Origin of the sequence: Rheinheimera sp. WS51 (assembly GCF_050936095.1) — a bacterium.
Classification (GTDB): Bacteria; Pseudomonadota; Gammaproteobacteria; order Enterobacterales; family Alteromonadaceae; genus Alishewanella.
In genome coordinates this window covers 1-16,131 of the sequence record NZ_JBOTRC010000022.1, presented here as the reverse complement: position 1 = coordinate 16,131, position 16,131 = coordinate 1, and the positions used below count along the sequence as shown (strand labels likewise).

Annotated in this window: 13 protein-coding genes; 4 read left to right on the top strand and 9 right to left on the bottom strand. The window is 41.2% G+C overall.

The annotated features are described in order from the left end of the window. The first annotated feature begins 129 nt into the window (after positions 1–129). Genes ACRCA4_RS14475 through ACRCA4_RS14465 form a run of 3 tightly spaced genes read left to right on the top strand, consistent with a single transcriptional unit; the run spans position 130 to position 2,938 of the window. Positions 130–861, top strand: coding sequence for a porin (locus tag ACRCA4_RS14475; protein WP_433190149.1), 732 nt, complete (start codon positions 130–132; stop codon positions 859–861). Positions 862–870: 9 nt separating this feature from the next. Then, positions 871–1,278 (top strand): phosphate ABC transporter substrate-binding protein, encoded by a 408-nt coding sequence (locus ACRCA4_RS14470; RefSeq protein ID WP_433190146.1) that lies wholly within the window; start codon positions 871–873, stop codon positions 1,276–1,278. Positions 1,279–1,327: 49 nt separating this feature from the next. Beyond that, positions 1,328–2,938 (top strand): methyl-accepting chemotaxis protein, encoded by a 1,611-nt coding sequence (locus ACRCA4_RS14465; RefSeq protein WP_433190143.1) that lies wholly within the window; start codon positions 1,328–1,330, stop codon positions 2,936–2,938. Positions 2,939–3,040: 102 nt separating this feature from the next. On the opposite strand, the gene ACRCA4_RS14460 is transcribed toward ACRCA4_RS14465, so the two are convergent. The 3 genes from ACRCA4_RS14460 to ACRCA4_RS14450 are packed head-to-tail and all read right to left on the bottom strand — an operon-like array spanning position 3,041 to position 7,193. Continuing rightward, entirely contained in the window at positions 3,041–5,140 is a 2,100-nt protein-coding gene (locus tag ACRCA4_RS14460; RefSeq protein WP_433190141.1) for an efflux RND transporter permease subunit, read from the bottom strand. Beyond that, positions 5,122–6,120, bottom strand: coding sequence for an efflux RND transporter permease subunit (locus tag ACRCA4_RS14455; protein ID WP_433190138.1), 999 nt, complete (start codon positions 6,118–6,120; stop codon positions 5,122–5,124). The genes ACRCA4_RS14460 and ACRCA4_RS14455 overlap by 19 nt, the downstream gene beginning before the upstream one ends. Beyond that, positions 6,117–7,193 carry an efflux RND transporter periplasmic adaptor subunit gene (locus tag ACRCA4_RS14450; RefSeq protein WP_433190135.1) on the bottom strand — a complete coding sequence of 359 codons (1,077 nt, stop codon included), beginning with the start codon at positions 7,191–7,193 and terminating at the stop codon, positions 6,117–6,119. The genes ACRCA4_RS14455 and ACRCA4_RS14450 overlap by 4 nt, the downstream gene beginning before the upstream one ends. Before the next feature lie 201 nt (positions 7,194–7,394). Here ACRCA4_RS14450 and ACRCA4_RS14445 point away from each other — a divergent pair, with 201 nt between their 5' ends. After that, the gene (locus ACRCA4_RS14445) at positions 7,395–8,450 is read left to right on the top strand and encodes an alkene reductase (RefSeq protein WP_433190132.1); all 1,056 of its coding nucleotides are present in this window, start codon (positions 7,395–7,397) and stop codon (positions 8,448–8,450) included. A gap of 108 nt (positions 8,451–8,558) precedes the next feature. Here ACRCA4_RS14445 and ACRCA4_RS14440 read toward each other — a convergent pair whose 3' ends face one another. The 6 genes from ACRCA4_RS14440 to ACRCA4_RS14415 all read right to left on the bottom strand — a co-directional run bounded on the left by ACRCA4_RS14440 (position 8,559) and on the right by ACRCA4_RS14415 (position 15,731). Beyond that, the gene (locus ACRCA4_RS14440; protein WP_433190129.1) at positions 8,559–9,065 is read right to left on the bottom strand and encodes a DUF3087 domain-containing protein; all 507 of its coding nucleotides are present in this window, start codon (positions 9,063–9,065) and stop codon (positions 8,559–8,561) included. A gap of 73 nt (positions 9,066–9,138) precedes the next feature. Beyond that, positions 9,139–9,480 (bottom strand): YajD family HNH nuclease, encoded by a 342-nt coding sequence (locus tag ACRCA4_RS14435; protein ID WP_433190126.1) that lies wholly within the window; start codon positions 9,478–9,480, stop codon positions 9,139–9,141. Between the two features lie 173 nt (positions 9,481–9,653). Further along, on the bottom strand, positions 9,654–11,729 hold the full coding sequence (locus tag ACRCA4_RS14430) for a TonB-dependent receptor family protein (RefSeq protein WP_433190124.1): 2,076 nt from the start codon (positions 11,727–11,729) through the stop codon (positions 9,654–9,656). 257 nt (positions 11,730–11,986) lie between these two features. Continuing rightward, the gene (locus tag ACRCA4_RS14425) at positions 11,987–12,538 is read right to left on the bottom strand and encodes an outer membrane beta-barrel protein (protein WP_433190121.1); all 552 of its coding nucleotides are present in this window, start codon (positions 12,536–12,538) and stop codon (positions 11,987–11,989) included. A gap of 323 nt (positions 12,539–12,861) precedes the next feature. Continuing rightward, the gene (locus tag ACRCA4_RS14420; protein WP_433190118.1) at positions 12,862–14,949 is read right to left on the bottom strand and encodes a catalase; all 2,088 of its coding nucleotides are present in this window, start codon (positions 14,947–14,949) and stop codon (positions 12,862–12,864) included. Positions 14,950–14,999: 50 nt separating this feature from the next. Further along, positions 15,000–15,731 carry a MauE/DoxX family redox-associated membrane protein gene (locus ACRCA4_RS14415; protein ID WP_433190115.1) on the bottom strand — a complete coding sequence of 244 codons (732 nt, stop codon included), beginning with the start codon at positions 15,729–15,731 and terminating at the stop codon, positions 15,000–15,002. Positions 15,732–16,131 lie beyond the last annotated feature (400 nt).

Here is a 16,131-nt window from a genome sequence, read left to right as displayed (position 1 = left end):
AGATCAAAAAAACGGGGTGTTTAAAATGCTAACTAATCTAAATATATCAGCAGCTTAAGCTCTTAAGGATATACGTATGATGACTGGCTACGAGTACCTCAAGGTGTTTATGGCTTAGGTTTTGATAATATAGAAGGAATAAGCTTTTATCGCACGGCACAATTAGGCAGTGTTGATTCTACCCTGCAGCTTATTTTTGGTGGCTATGATGGCAAGACTACAATAAGCGATACTAAGATTAACGCTAAAATTGAAAATGTTGCTGGGATCACTTGGGAGCTAGCTAAAGATTCATTAAGTGCTAGGTTTGCTTATTTAACGGGTAAAACCAGTGTAAATACTGCAGATGTTGCTTTAGCGCCTGATTTTACTGTTGGTAACTTATACCAAGCATTAAGTGGTAATGGCTTACCTCAATTGGTTTCAGCTATTGATATAGACGATGAAAAATCGAGCTTTATCGGCGTTGGTTTAACTTATGATGATAGTAATTGGATAGCAGTGGCTGAATACACTCACGTTAAAGTAGATAATAGTTTTATTGCGACAAAAAGTAATTACTACGCCTCTGTAGGTAAACGTTTTGACAGTATGACCCCTTATGTCTCTTATGAGCGTGAAGATAATGATGCCAATGTAGGTATATATCAGCCTTATGCCAATGCGTTGCCTGCACAATTATTTATGCCACTACAAGGGTTAATAGATAGCGAAGCTGTTGATTCAAATACTTGGAATATTGGCGTTCGTTATGATTTTCACCCTTCAGCTGCGTTTAAAGCACAATATAGCTCAGAAAAAAATGACATCAATGGCCAACGTAATGGCTTAGTTGCTTTTGGCGTAGACTTAGTATTTTAAGGAGTTGATATGTTAAATAAAATCTTAGCTATTATGGCGCTAGTATCCGCTATGGCATTTAGCCCTGTAACGAATGCAGAAATTGCCGTTATTGTTAACCCAGCTAACTCATCGGCTTTAACAAGTGATGAGTTAACGCGCTTATACACAGGACGCTCTTCTGCATTTACAGCGATAAACTTAGTGGAAAGCTCGCCTTTGCGCTCTGAATTTGATGAGAAAGGCGTTGGTCGCTCTTCAGCACAATTAAAATCGCACTGGGCAAAACTCGTGTTTACGGGTAAAGGCACTCCCCCTACAGAGTTAGAAACGCAAGCCGATGTAATAGATTACGTTTCTAAAAATATAAACGCTATTGGCTATGTTGATTCTGCAAATGTAACTGATGCGGTGAAAGTTATTCTGACTTTAAATTAATTGAACTTGCTGCCAAGCTCTTTGGCAGCAAACAAGATAGAGTGTTTATATGAAGAATATGTCGATAGTAGTAAAAATCTGGTTAGTGATAGGGTTGGCTGTAGTGGCATTCTCTGCTGTTGTGGCTGTTAGTGTGTTTTTTACCGCTAAAAACAACGAAACTACGCAGGATATGCGAGACTACATGTATGAAACGTCAAAGCTAGCTTCACAAGTTAGAGCCGGTTTTACCTCTTTAGATGAGTTTTTTACCCAAGCGGTCACACTATCTGATCCTGATTTATTAGCAACAGCGCAGCAATTAAATGCTGAGTTACAGCAAAACCTAAACCGACTTAAAACACTTAATCCAGATCAATTAACTGCTTTGAACACCTTGCAACAAGATGCGGATAATTATGCAGCTCTAGCAGGAGCAATTGCGCAGCAGTTTATTGATGATGAGGTTGATTTTAGTAAAATTCAGGCCAGTGTTAGCGTTAAAACAGAACAATTTCAAAGTTTAAAACAACGCTTTAATCAGTTTGAACAGCAAGCGGATGAGCGTTTTTCTAACGCGATTGAAAATATGTCGAGCAATATGGATTTAGCCTTATCGGTGATCTTAGGCTTAGGTAGTGTGCTGATATTACTCACTGCTGGCTTAGGTCACTATATTGCTAGCCGTATTAGCAATTCAGCTAAAGCTCTAGGGGAGTCATTAGCTGAGCTAGCAAGCGGCAAGGGCAACTTAAGTAGCCGATTACCTGTATCCGGCCATGATGAACTAGGTGTTGTCGCCAAAGAGTTTAATTTATTTATTCAAATGTTACAGACTTCATTTAATGACTTGGCGCAAACAATAGAGCCTTTAAATCGAAGCGCTAAAGATCTAGCTACAGGTATGAATAGCCTTGAGAAAATGACTCATGAACAGTCTGAGAATTCAGAAAATGTGAGTCAGAGTATGGCAGAAATGCAGTTGTCAGTTCAAGATATCAGTCAGTCAGCCAATGATGCAGCTAGCGGTGCGGGTAAAGCAAATGAATTAGCAAAATTAGGCTTAGATAAAACAAGTCATGCGGTTGAATATTCACAAGGCTTGTCTGTAGAAATAAAACATGCTCAAGATGTGATAACTGAACTTGCTGAAAAAACAAATAATGTCACTGAAATCTTAAAAAGCATTAATGATATTGCCGATCAAACTAACTTATTAGCTCTTAATGCGGCTATTGAAGCGGCTAGGGCTGGCGAGCATGGTCGGGGCTTCTCTGTAGTTGCTGATGAAGTACGTAATTTATCTTCAAAAACAGCTGAGTCTGTCACTATGGTGCAAGGTGTTTTAAAGCAGCTTAATGATAATGTAGCCGGTGCTGTGAGTATTATGAACCAGGCTGTGAATAATGCTGCGCATTCAGCTAGTTTAGCGGAAGATGCAGGTAACTCAATTGAGCAAATAAACCATGAAGTGCAGCAAATTAGTTTGCTTAATGCACAAATAGCGGCGGCGACAGAAGAGCAAACTATGGTTGCTGAGCAAATTGCCAGTAGTACCGCTAGAATGATTGGCTCTTTTGCCCAGACGAAAAGCTTACAGCTTAGTGTACATGGAATATCGGATGATTTAAGAGTGCTTTCTGAGTCGTTAGTAACAGTAAGCTCTAAGTTCGAAACCTAATTGCAACAACTCAATGCAGTTTAAAGCGGATTTAAGCTTTAAACTGCATATTTAAGCTTTAACGACTATTCCTTTAACGACGATTAGTATTATCCGCAGCTTTTACAAACCTAGTTTAGACTTTGCAGTACTTAACAACTGATGCGTTTTTTCTCCTAGCACTAACATACAAGGGGTTAGAAATAGGGTTAAGAAGGTAGCAAAGGTTAAGCCTCCAGCAATGGCGCTAGATAGTTGAGTCCACCATTGGGTCGAAGGTGCGCCAAAGCCTAAGCTTGGCTCTAATAAGTTTACATTTACTGCTAATACCATTGGCATTAAACCAAGCACCGTTGTAATAGAGGTTAATAGAACGGGTCTTAAACGCAAGCAGCCAGTTTCTAAAGCCGCTTCACGCGCAGATAAGCCGGTAGCACGCAATTGATTATAGGTGTCTATTAATACAATATTGTTATTAACAACAATACCAGCCAAACCAATAATACCCATGCCTACCATAACAACGCCAAAGCTTTGGCTATTAATAAGTAAGCCTAACAATACACCTGCTGTAGAGAAAACAATGGCCGACAGCACTAATAAACTTTGATACCAACTGTTAAATTGAACCAATAAAATCATTAGCATTAAAAAGATGGCTGTTGCAAAGGCGCCTATTAAAAAGCTCATGGTTTCTTGCTGATCAGCGCTTTCACCGGCAGTTTTTATCTGCACGTTTTCGGGCAGTTTACTATTACTGGCTAATAGCGCCTTTAGGCGCTCGCTAACTTGAGCACCAGGGGCTAAGTCACTTTTTATGGTTATAGTGCGGTTGCCGTCGATACGTTTAATAACACTGGTTTTAGCCGCAGGAACCAGTTGTACAAAGTTACTTAAGGGCACTTGGCCACGAGGCGTTTGAATGGTTAACCGACCTAGCTGATCAAGCGAACGCCAATGCTGAGGAAAACGCACCCGAATATCAACTTCATCACTGGCATATTCTGGGCGAAATTTGGCCAATAATAAACCATTACTGACCATTTGCACTGCGTTACCAACTGTTAAAACGTCTGCACCAAAACGTGCGGCGGCGGCGCGATCGACTTCGATACGCCACTCTATGCCCGGCAAGCTGCGGTCATCTTCAATATCAACAAAGCCGCCTAATGTTTCCATTTGTTGGATAATCTGACTAACAGCCTGCTCGGTAGTTTTAATATCAGTACTGCTAACTTGCAGTTCAATGGGTTTGCCTGAAGCCGGGCCTTCTTGTTGTTGGCGAAACTCTAAAATAATACCGGGTATATCTTGGGTTAGGCTGCGCATTTCAGCTAAAATATCATCGGCTTTGCGTCTTTCATACCAGTCTATAAATTGAAACTGTAAGGTGCCTACAACATCAGGGGCTAGCTCGCCACTGCTACTGGCTAACGAACGAGCATATAAAGCTTTAACTTCAGATAAGCCCATTAACCGCTGTTCAACTTGCTGTAACAGGGCGTCTTTTTCATAAATCGACATGTCACCACGCGCGCGCACCCATACCTGTGCTGACTCTGGCTCTACTTTAGGAAAAAACTCTAAGCCATGATTATACTTACCATAAGCGACAAAAATCAGCGTCATTGCGCCTAGCAAGCCGGCTAAGGTTAAACCTGGATAATGTAAAAGATAATCAAGTAGTTTACGATAGCCTTTACCCGCACGACTTACTTCAACCTGGTGTGGAATATACTGATTCTTACTCAACCCGCCCATTACTGGTAAAAATATTAAGGCCATAAATAGTGATGCGGTTAAACAGATAATAACGGTAGCGGGAAGGTACTTCATAAACTGGCCTACAACACCTGGCCAGAAAAGCAGCGGCATAAAGACCACTACTGTTGTTGCAGTAGAAGCAATAATTGGCCAAGACATACGACCAGCAGCATTAGCCCAAGCTTGTTTCGGCTTTTGGCCTTCTTGTAGATTGCGATCAGCAAGTTCACTGACTACAACAGCGCCATCAACTAACATGCCTGCGACTAAAATAAGGGCAAATAGCACAATAATATTCATGGTATAACCTAGGGCATAAATAATTAAAATGCCCGCAAAAAAGGCCCCAGGAATAGTAATACCCACCAATAATGCGGAGCGCATGCCCATAGTGGCTACGATTAAAATAAGTACCAGTACGACTGCAGTTAATACGTTGTTTAGTAAGTCAGACAACATATTTTTACTTCTTTAGACTGGTCCATAATGTAGTTAATATGCATGCCATCAGGAAACTGGCTGCTGGCTTGCTCTACTAAGGCTTTGGTTTGTTCTATAGTAGAAATAATATTAGCGCCCGAGCGTTTTTTAATTTCTAACACAACAGCAGGTTGACCATTGATACGGGCAAAACCTAGCGGATCTTTAAAGCTACGACTTATGGTTGCCACGTCACCAAAAGTGATAACGGTATCGCCATCAACTTTAATCGGCATGGACAACACGTCGTCTAAATTCTCAATAACACCTGGCACCTTCATGGCTAAGCGGCCAGCGCCGGTGTCTAAGCTGCCTGCAGCGACTAGGCGGTTATTATTAGAGACTAAACGAAACAGCTCTTGGTAATCTAAGCCGTAACCTTCAAGCACTTGAGGATCAACAACAATTTCTAATAAATCTTCACGATCACCGCCAATATCTACCTCTAGCACTTCGGGAATAGCTTCAATGTTTTCTTGTAATTGCCGTGCTATATACACTAATTGATTTTCAGAAATTGGCCCTGATAAACCAACTGATAAAACAGGAAATAAAGCCACGTTAATTTCGTTAACGGTAGGCTCATCCGCTTCACTAGGAAGCTTTGCTCTTGCCGCATCTACTTTAACGCGAACATCCGCTAAAGCTTGCTCGGCATTAAAGCCAGCATCAAACTCTAACATGACTGATGCATGGCCTTCGCTTGAGGTGGAGGTCATCTTTTTGATGCCTTCAAGCGAGCGTAGCTCATGCTCCATAGGCCGAACTAATAACCGCTCACCATCTTCAGGGCTAATGCCGTCTAATGACATAGACACATACATCATTGGAATGGCGACATCAGGGTTCGCTTCTTTAGGAATACTTTGATAAGCCGTTATGCCTGCAATAAATAAAAACAACAGCAACATTAAGCTGGCACGGCTGCGACCAATGGCGGCTTGAATAATCGCGTTCATGCTTTAGTACCTATTGGCTGAACTTTATCTCCCGTTTTAACAAAACCTGCGCCTTGGCTAATAATTTGTACTTTGTTTGGCAAGCCGCTAACTCTAGCGCCTTTATTATCGGCAGATAAAATAGTAACAGGATAAAATACGACGCGTTGCTCTTCATCGACGGTTGCAACGCCTAAATTACCATTATTATCTAAACTTAATAACGCTGGTGAAATTGTATGGGTAGCAACTGGGCTAAGTTGAATTTCAACGGTAACACTTCCTCCTGCAATTCGTAACATCTGAGGATTTGCAACGGTGACTTCAATATAAAAGCTGCGAGTGGCTTTATCAGCAGCATAGCTGATAAAGCTAAGTTTACCTTGTAAAGCTCTACCATCTAATAAGCGTAATTTAACCGCTTGGCCTAGTTGTAAAGCCGCTACATGCTGTTGCGGAATTTGCGCTGTAACTTTTAATTTATCTACTTGCACTAATTGTAATAATGGCGAGCCGACTTGTACTACATCGCCAACTTCTATATGGCGTCGGTCTATTACACCATTGAAGGGGGCTTGGGGTTCAACTTGGTTCACGGCTAGCTGTGCTTTTTGAAATTCCGCTTTGGCTTTGGCTAATTCACTTTCTAAGCGTGTTAGCTCGGTTTCTGATAAAAAATTAGATTTACCAAGTTTTTGAGCGCTGTTTAACTCGTCTTGTTTTAGGGTTAAATTGGCTTTAGCTTGTTGTAATAATGCCGCGCGGCCTTCATCAGATAAACGCAGTAGTTTAGCGCCTTTTTTAACTGTATCGCCTTGGTCTGTTAATAACTGAATAACAGTGCCGGCTTGTTGAGCTTTAATGCTTACACTGCGCCAAGGCAGCACTTGGCCTTGAGCGACTTGAGTTAACTGATAAGGTTCAGCTGTTGACCAGCGCGTTTCAACCTGTACTAATTGTTGTTTGGCTACCGCTTGTTCAGCGGGCGCTTGTTGTTTCGCACTGTAATTGTCACCACTGAATAGCCATAAAATTAAAATTAGCGCCAGTAGCACTGCAATCATAATCGGTGAGGAAATAAGCTTTTTAAACATGAGCGATCCTTGACGGTGACAGCAAACACAGTATTAGAATAAGGCTTGGCAATATACTCAGACTTAAGAGCACAAACAAGCAGGCATCTAGTAAGTTAAAAGCAAGAGTTTATCATTAAATCTTTATGGTTGGCCTTGTATTTTTAGTAGTCAAGACCAATTTTATTAGCTTCTTTAAATAGTTAAGCAACAGGACAGCATATGAGCCCTTTATTAAGCCCAATCCAAGTTGGTGAATTACAATTAGCCAACAGAGTTATTATGGCGCCGTTAACACGTTGTCGTGCTGGTGCTGATCGTGTGCCAAATAACTTGATGGCAGAGTATTACTGCCAACGCGCTAGTGCCGGTTTAATATTAACCGAGGCGACTTCTGTTACCCCTATGGGCGTGGGCTATCCTGATACGCCAGGTATTTGGAATGAAGAGCAAGTGGCTGGTTGGCAAAAGGTGACTACGGCAGTTCATCAAGCTGGCGGTAAGATAATGTTGCAATTATGGCATGTTGGCCGAATTTCTGATCCTTATTATTTAAACGGCGAATTACCTGTAGCACCTAGCGCTATTGCCGCTAAAGGTCATGTCAGTTTAATGCGGCCGAAAAAATCCTATGTGACGCCAAGAGCCTTAGCAAACAATGAAATAGCGGATATTGTTGACGCTTACCTGCAAGGTGCAAAAAATGCTAAAAAAGCCGGTTTTGACGGGGTAGAGATCCATGGCGCTAATGGCTACTTGTTGGATCAATTTCTACAAGATAGCAGTAATCAGCGCACTGATGAATATGGCGGCAGCATTGAAAACCGTGCTCGCTTAATGTTAGAAGTAACAGATGCCGTTATTTCGGTATGGGGAGCTGGCCGAGTAGGTATGCATTTAGCCCCAAGAGCAGACTCGCATAGTATGGGAGATTCGCAGCGCAGCGACACTTTTTCATACTTAGTGCAACAATTAGCAAAGCGTAACATTGCTTTTATTTGTGCTCGTGAGTCTCAAGCTGAAGATAGCCTAGGCCCTAAATTAAAGCAGTTATTTGGCGGAGTATATATTGCCAATGAAAAATTTAGCCAAGCCAGTGCTGATGCCATTATTGCCAGTGGACATGCTGACGCTGTTGCCTTTGGCGTACCCTATATTGCCAACCCAGATTTAGTGGAACGCTTTGCTAACAAGGCTAAACTAAATGCAGCTAAACCAGAGTTATTTTATAGTCAAGGTGCTGAAGGCTATACGGATTATCCAACACTAGAAGAATAACCCCTAAAAGTAAAACAGGCGGCCATTAACGAGCAAAGCTAGACCTGGCGCCTGTTAAATCATTTAATAGGGTACGGAGTTTTAGTGTTTATTTTGCACTAGTTGGGCTTAAAACTGCCTTAAAATCTGCTCATTATAGTCATCAGCATTTAGGGTTACTTGGTATTTTTTAGCTAAAGCATCTAGCTCTAATTGGGCTAGGGCTAGTTCGTCTATAACAATGCTATTGTCGTCTAGGTGCCATAATAAACGTGAGCCAGCATAGCTGTATTGTATAGCTACAAGCGCATCTATATTGCCAGCTTGGCCAGCCGCTTTTAGCTTAGGCATTTTGCGGGTTATTTTGTTTAGCGCCTGTTTTAACTCCCAGACATAAACTACCTCAGTCATAAATGGGTGATGTCGATATTTATTTAATAGCCAGCCAATAGTGATTGTGGTTACTACTACGCCCAGTAAATTCCAATGAAAATGGCTACCACTGGGATCTGGAAACAGTGCTATTAGTGTTTGCGAAATGGCTAAGCTGCTAATAGCTAACCCAATAACGCATGCTGCGATAACACGATTTACGTGTTTGCGGTAACGAGTTTTATCAATTTTAATCAGTTGCATATTTAACTTTAAGCCTAATATTGGGGCTGAATGATTACTGAGCCTAGGGCTTAGTGTTTCAAAGACGTTTAAATTATTTAGACTTGTTTAATAACGCTTTTAAGTCAGCAAACGGATTATGGGTTGCTGCGGATACTTTTTGCTCTGTTGTTTCGCCATAGAGCACAAATTCATGATATTTATTATGCTCATTATCGTGGCAATAAATACAGAGTAACTCCCAGTTACTACCGTCAGCGGGATTATTGCTGTGGTTGTGATCAATATGATGCACTGTTAGTTCACGTAAGTTTGAATAAACAAACTCGCGAGCACAACGGCCACAGACCCAAGGGTACATTTTTAATGCTTTATCGCGATAACCTTGCTCTTGTTGTTGATAGGCTTGGGCACCACTATTGTTTGTTTTACTCATGATAGTAAGTCCGGCTGGTTCTATAGGGGCTTATTGCTGTGCTTTTGGCCTGAAACGGCAAAGTACAAAATAAGCTAGAAGCCGATTTTAAGACTAATCTGGGCTTTTGCAAACAATTCTCTATTTATTTCAAAATGAATAAAAAAAGGCGCCGAATGGCGCCTTATTGAATGTTAAAAACTGTAGCTTGCGCCTATTTCGAATGAACGCTCAGGGCCAACGTAAATACCTTGGCGTAGGCCGGTTATATAGCGTTTATCGGTTAGGTTTTTAACTGAGCCAAATAAACGAATATTGTCAGCTAACTCATACTGAGCGGTTAAGTCTAATACCGTATAAGAAGGCATTAAACCACCCCAGATACCGCCAGCAGCATCGGTTGGAATGTCTTTAATATTGCTGGCATCACCATATTGCTCACCACGGTGATGGGCGGTTAATGCGGCACTTAGTTTTTCTTGCTGATAACTTAGTGCTAGATTGGCAATGATTTTTGGTGCATAGGGCAAGCGGTTACCTTGGTTATCACCGGTTGTAAATTCTGATTCTGGCACCCAAGTTGCGTTAGTATCGATGCTAAAACCACCACCTAGCTGGTAACCAAACATAAACTCCATACCATGATGTTTTGTTTTGCCACCGTTAGATTGTGATAAATTAGGATCACTGTTACCGGTAACAACTTGATTATTAAAGTCCATCACAAAGGCAGCAACTTCATAGTTAATGGCACCTTGTTTGCCACGTAAACCTAATTCAAAGTTAGTCGAGCGTTCCCCATCTAGTTTTTGATCAGTTAAACCATCAAGGGCAACACCGTTTGATGCTGGCGAAAATGCGCGATACACACCACCATATAACTGGGCAGATTGGCTTAGGTTATAAGTTAAACCTAAACCGGGTAAAAATTCAGTATTACTCGATTTAGCCGTAGCATTATCTTCGGTTAATACAATGCGTTTTTGCTCATAAGACTCAACACGTAAGCCTGGTGTTATTGCAAAACGGCTGCTAAGTTCAATTCTGGTTTGTGCATAAGCGGCAACGCTGTCGGCAGAGTCGAGTCTGTGTCTGTCATTTACACCAGTGCGATCTGCACTGCGAACGGCTCTGATGCGGGTATCATTTGCTTCTTCTTGCATAAAGCGTAGGCCAAACTCGCTGTTACTAACCATGCCGAATAGATTATGATCAATATTTAAACGAGTCTCTATACCCGTGCGATTAAAGCTACGGTTATTGCCAGTTAAGTTGTCGGTATAAACCCAGCGACCGGCTGTGTTAGAGGCAGCTGTATCAACATTATAGCGCCAGTAATCACGGCTCATTTCGCTCCAATATAGCAAGGTTTTTAATGTTGCTTGGCTAGAAATAGTCCACTCATGATTAATATCAAAAGCAGTACGGTCTGTTAAAAAATAGTCATCTGGCGCCGGGTTATAGGTTGCACCAGCTTGATAGTCACCTAGCAATAAGCCACGGTATGAGATATTGGCATCGTTTTCATAACGAGAGACTTTAATCCCCAGCTTTTGGTTATTATCAAAAATAACACCTGCTTTTGCCATGACATCGGTCATTTCGTAGTCTTTATCCATAAAGCCATCACTACTTGCATGGGTTGCTACTACACCGGCAAAAGCATCACCTGAAGCACTTTTACCACCGGCTTCAACACTGACTTCTTGCATATTAAACGAACCAACACGGCCACTTAATTTAACACCGTCATCTGGAGTTTTAGTTTGATAATTTACCACACCGCCAATCGTAGAAGGGCCGTAACGAAGCGATGCAGATCCTTTTAATACTTCAACTTGTTCTACTCTTTGAATGCGAGGATTAAAGTAACGATCGTTACCAACAAATAAACCCGGCGCCACAGGCACGCCATCTTCCAGCATCAAAGATTTAGACTCACTGGCAGATAAACCGCGCATACCAAAATTGGCAACAATAGCGGTTTCTTCTTCACTTTTAATGTTAATACCTGGAATGCGGCGAAGTATATCTTCTGTTGATAGCGGCTGAATTTGTTCAATTTGCTTGCGATCAACCACCACAACAGTCCCTGTTTGCTCTAGTAATACGGGCGCAGCATCGCCCACAACGCGAATTACTTCAAGTGTCGGCATAATGTCTTTAGTTTCAGCGGTCGCAGCATTAGCAGTTTGTTGCTGGGCTAAGGTGTTTAGCGATACAAAAGCAAGGGTAATTCCTAGCGATAAGCGTGACAGTTTAGTCCGCATAAAAACTCCAAATAGTGATGGTGGGTTAAAAACGGCGCAATTAAAACACGGACGCTAATGCGAATCAATATCATTAACTCATTTTTTTCGGCTTTTTTGCTTAACAGTTATGCGAATGAAAGATCTGGCTAAGTAAGTCTAACCAAGTAAAGCTAGTGTTGATGTTGGTAAACTAAGAGAATTATTGCTAATAAAAAAGCCACAGTTTTCAGGTTGTGGCTTTTGATGATTTGGAAATTTTTAATGATGGAAATTATTTAAAATAAATAAGAAAGCGATAAATTACCGGCCGCAGCGATATAAGTTCCGCTTCTAGACATGAAATCTTCATACTTATCGGCTTGGCGAAGATTAACGACAAGATCGATGGCGATAGAGCCCCAGTTGTAACCTAAGCCTCCGCCAAGTTGAATGCCTGAGAAAGATTCGCTCTCTCCTGGTGCACTCCACTTGTCTGAAAATAGGCCAGCACCACCGTATCCCCTAAAGCCTTTTCTAGAAAATCCTGTACCACCATAGGCCATTAAATCAAAACCCTTACTTTTTACCGTAGAGTAATCATCATTCTCTAAATTAAAGTAGGTGCCTCTGATTTGAAAATTATTATTAACGGCATAACCTGCGCTTATATTGAATCCACTGAAATCTAAATCACCACTAGAGTCATCGGTATTATTTAAAGAGAAAGCATAAGAGCCAACACCTAGGCTCCAGTTAGTTGTATTAATAGTATCAAGTTCGTTAGCATAAACTTGTGAACCTAGTAATAACGTAGATAAAAGCAAAGTTCCTTTGATTATTGTTTTCATAAATCGTCCTGTTTTTTCTAAATGAAATGTTATCGAAACATTTCATATCAATGATTTAATGCTGTCAGTGGTAAGGCTGATTAGGAAGGCTTGTCACGAAAGCGACAGCATATTAGTCTAGAATAATATGCTGTGTCTATTAGCAAAATGTATTAAAAAAACAATTGTCAGTTTATTGTAAATTTTTGATTATTATAAAGATAATTTATATAAGTGAACAGAATTTATGAGGCTGATCCTGTTGTTTACTTTTCAGATTACTGCGTAAGATCTGCCCCATAAGTATGGCCTACTGGTTGCCTTAGCTTAATTACCAATAATTATTATGCTAAGTTACGCACCTTAGGCTCACGCTGCCACAGCCGTGATTTTGCATTGTTGATAAAGGCATCTATATCAGCTAAAGGTGTAATAAAGCTGTCTTTCTCTATTGGTAGCTTACTTAAAATGAACTCATCGGTTGCACCGCAATAGGCTATGGCTTTGCAATGGGCATATGCATCGTTAAACCAATCTAAAGTTGCGCTATCTTTTGCGAGCATTTTGGCTTGTTCAGGCATAATAATACTAACTACTGCATCAAAAAATACCGATGGTGCGCCAGCAATACGTTCAGCAGATTGAATACGTGTATCGTCATCTAGCACGACTTCACGGCCTGGAGCGATAACTTTAACCTTGGCACCGGCTGACTTAGCTGCCTTTTCATATTTCTCAATTTCACTTCGTTTTGAATTTTCTGCTACTAAAATAGCGATTAACCGACCTTTTAAACTGTTGGGCGAAAGACCAATAGTTTGCACCGCATCAGACGTTGCCATATCTTGTACAGGTGCAGCCGCTTTTGCTGGTTCTGGTAATGTCATGCCTAGAGCCTTAGCAACACGACTGGCTAAATCTTCATCTATGTTAAGTAGATGTCCAAGCATGCGAGTGCGAACATGCGCAGTATCTACTTTACCCAGTTCAAAAGCATAGGCCGAAGCTATATGTGCTTGCTCTGGATTAGTTTGGCTGCGATAAAACATCCGCGGTTGACTGTAGTGGTCGGCAAACTTCTCTGCTCGCACTCGGCCTTTAACGCTATCGTCAAGTGGTTCGGCATATGAGTTAAAGCCACGTTTAGTACTTTCCCGCGGCATAGTTGGATCTAAGCTTTGTGGCTCATAATTAACGCGGCCCTTGGGTACTTGCATTTGCATATGACCATCACGCTGCATATTAGCGAACGGGCATTTAGGCGCGTTAATCGGCAGTTGGGCAAAATTTGGCGAGCCTAAGCGTGACAACTGGGTATCTAAATAGCTAAATAAACGACCTTGCAGCAAGGGGTCATTACTAAAATCTATTCCAGGTGGCAGATGTGATGGGCAAAATGCCACTTGTTCGGTTTCAGCAAAAAAATTATCTGGGTTACGATTAAGCACCATCTTACCGATTATTTTAACTGGCACTAACTCTTCAGGGATCAGCTTAGTGGCGTCGAGATGATCAAACGGAAACTGGTCAGCGTCTTCTTCAGTAAATAGCTGCACGCCAAATTGCCATTCAGGAAAATCGCCGTTTTTTATGGCTTCAAACAAATCACGGCGATGATAATCGGGATCAGCACCTGATATTTTGACAGCTTCATCCCAAGTGGTTGATTGAACACCAAGTACTGGTTTCCAATGAAAACGGACAAAAGTACTTTTGCCATTTTTATTAATAAGTCGATAACTATGAATAGCAAAGCCTTCAATCATGCGCACGCTTCTTGGCAATGCTCGGTCACTCATTAACCAAATAAGGTTATGCATTGTTTCGGGAGTAAGTGATACAAAGTCCCAAAAAGTGTCATGCGCTGACGCTGCTTGCGGAAAGCCGCGATCAGGCTCTGGCTTAACAGCATGCACTAGATCAGGAAACTTCATAGCATCTTGAATAAAGAAAATAGGCATATTGTTACCGACAATATCCCAGTTGCCTTCTTCGGTATAAATTTTGACCGCGAAACCGCGTACATCTCGTGGTGTATCTTTTGAACCCTTGCTACCAGCTACAGTAGAAAACCTAGTGAATAACGGTGTTTGTTTACCTGTCTGGGTTAGGATTTTTGCTGTGGTGTATTGTTCGAGTGATTCCGTTAACTCAAAATAACCATGCGCCGCGCTACCGCGTGCATGGACAATGCGCTCAGGGATACGCTCATGATCAAAATGATGAATTTTTTCACGTAAGACAAAATCTTCTAACAAACTTGGGCCACGCGCACCGGCTTTTAGCGAGTTTTGGTTATCGGCAATTACTACGCCTTGTTGGGTAGTAAGTGCAGGGTGGTCGTTACCCGCATCTTGATGTGTTTCACCCCCATTACCTTGGGTTGTGCTCATTTTTTTAGCGGGGTCGGTATGATCAATATTATGTTTCATTTTTCCATCCTAGCTGTGAGTTAATTATGTAGAGAGTAAATCTAGTTGTTTTAGCTCATAAACATCCAAATACCTGCGGCCACCATAAATACATTTTCTGTTAGTGAAATTAAGCCCAAAGGCACGTTACTGTCGCCGCCTACACAGGCACACTTCAATTCGCGCTTATCAATATAAACCGCTTTAATCACTGAAATGGCGCCTACAGTACCGATAAATAATGAGACAGGAGCAATGGTAATGGCCGGAAAGTTAGCAATCATGCCAATACCCACATATGCTTCTAAAAACGGGTACACATAGGCATAACGAACTACTCTCATTGCTAACAAATCATAGGTAATAAACGAATTAGTAAAGCTATAAAGATCTTTAAGCTTTTGTATGGCTAATACCGACATGGTTAATGCGACAAAAAGCTCTAGCGTTTTAATAAGATATATTGAGTTTGTTTGGCTATAGCTAAACGCTAAACTTAGTAAAAGTGTAACGGAAAAAATGGCGATTACGGGTGCATAACTGGTGCCTTTTGGCTTGGCTGGTGGCTTATTAAAATAATTAAGTAGGTCCTCATAGCCTCCAATACGTTTATTATTGATAAAAACCTGTGGTGTCGTATCAACGTTATATTGCTGTTTAAATGTTTCAGTCTGTTCGCGAGAGGCGAGTTTATGATCCTGAACATCGTAGCCTTGACGCTGTAATAAGTCTTTTGATTTCAGGCCAAACGGGCAAATATGTTCTTTTGTTACCATTCTATATAATTGCGCTGACTTAGACATTTTCGCTCCCTAATGTATAAAACAATGTAATTTTTACACTCTTTTAGGTCATTTTTTCACTTTCGCTTTGGTTAAGAGAAGACCTATATTTATAAATCCAAAGCTTAGTCGCTATACAGTCAAGCAACTTATTATTAAGTGACAACTTCCTAGTTAGCATCAAGATTGATGCCAACATCAATTCCGGCGGCATTCCCCTTAATCATTAAGCTAGTTGAGCCGATAGCCATTACCATAATGTCGACAGCGCAAAACACCTATTTGCAAATATAACTGACACATCAGCCCCAGCTGTCGTAAGCCGCTCATTAACCGCCGGAGTACAAGCGGCTTTCATTTTAGGCATAGTGTTGGCAAAGAGCGGTTTAATAATGTCGTTATTTATTAAAACACCAGAACA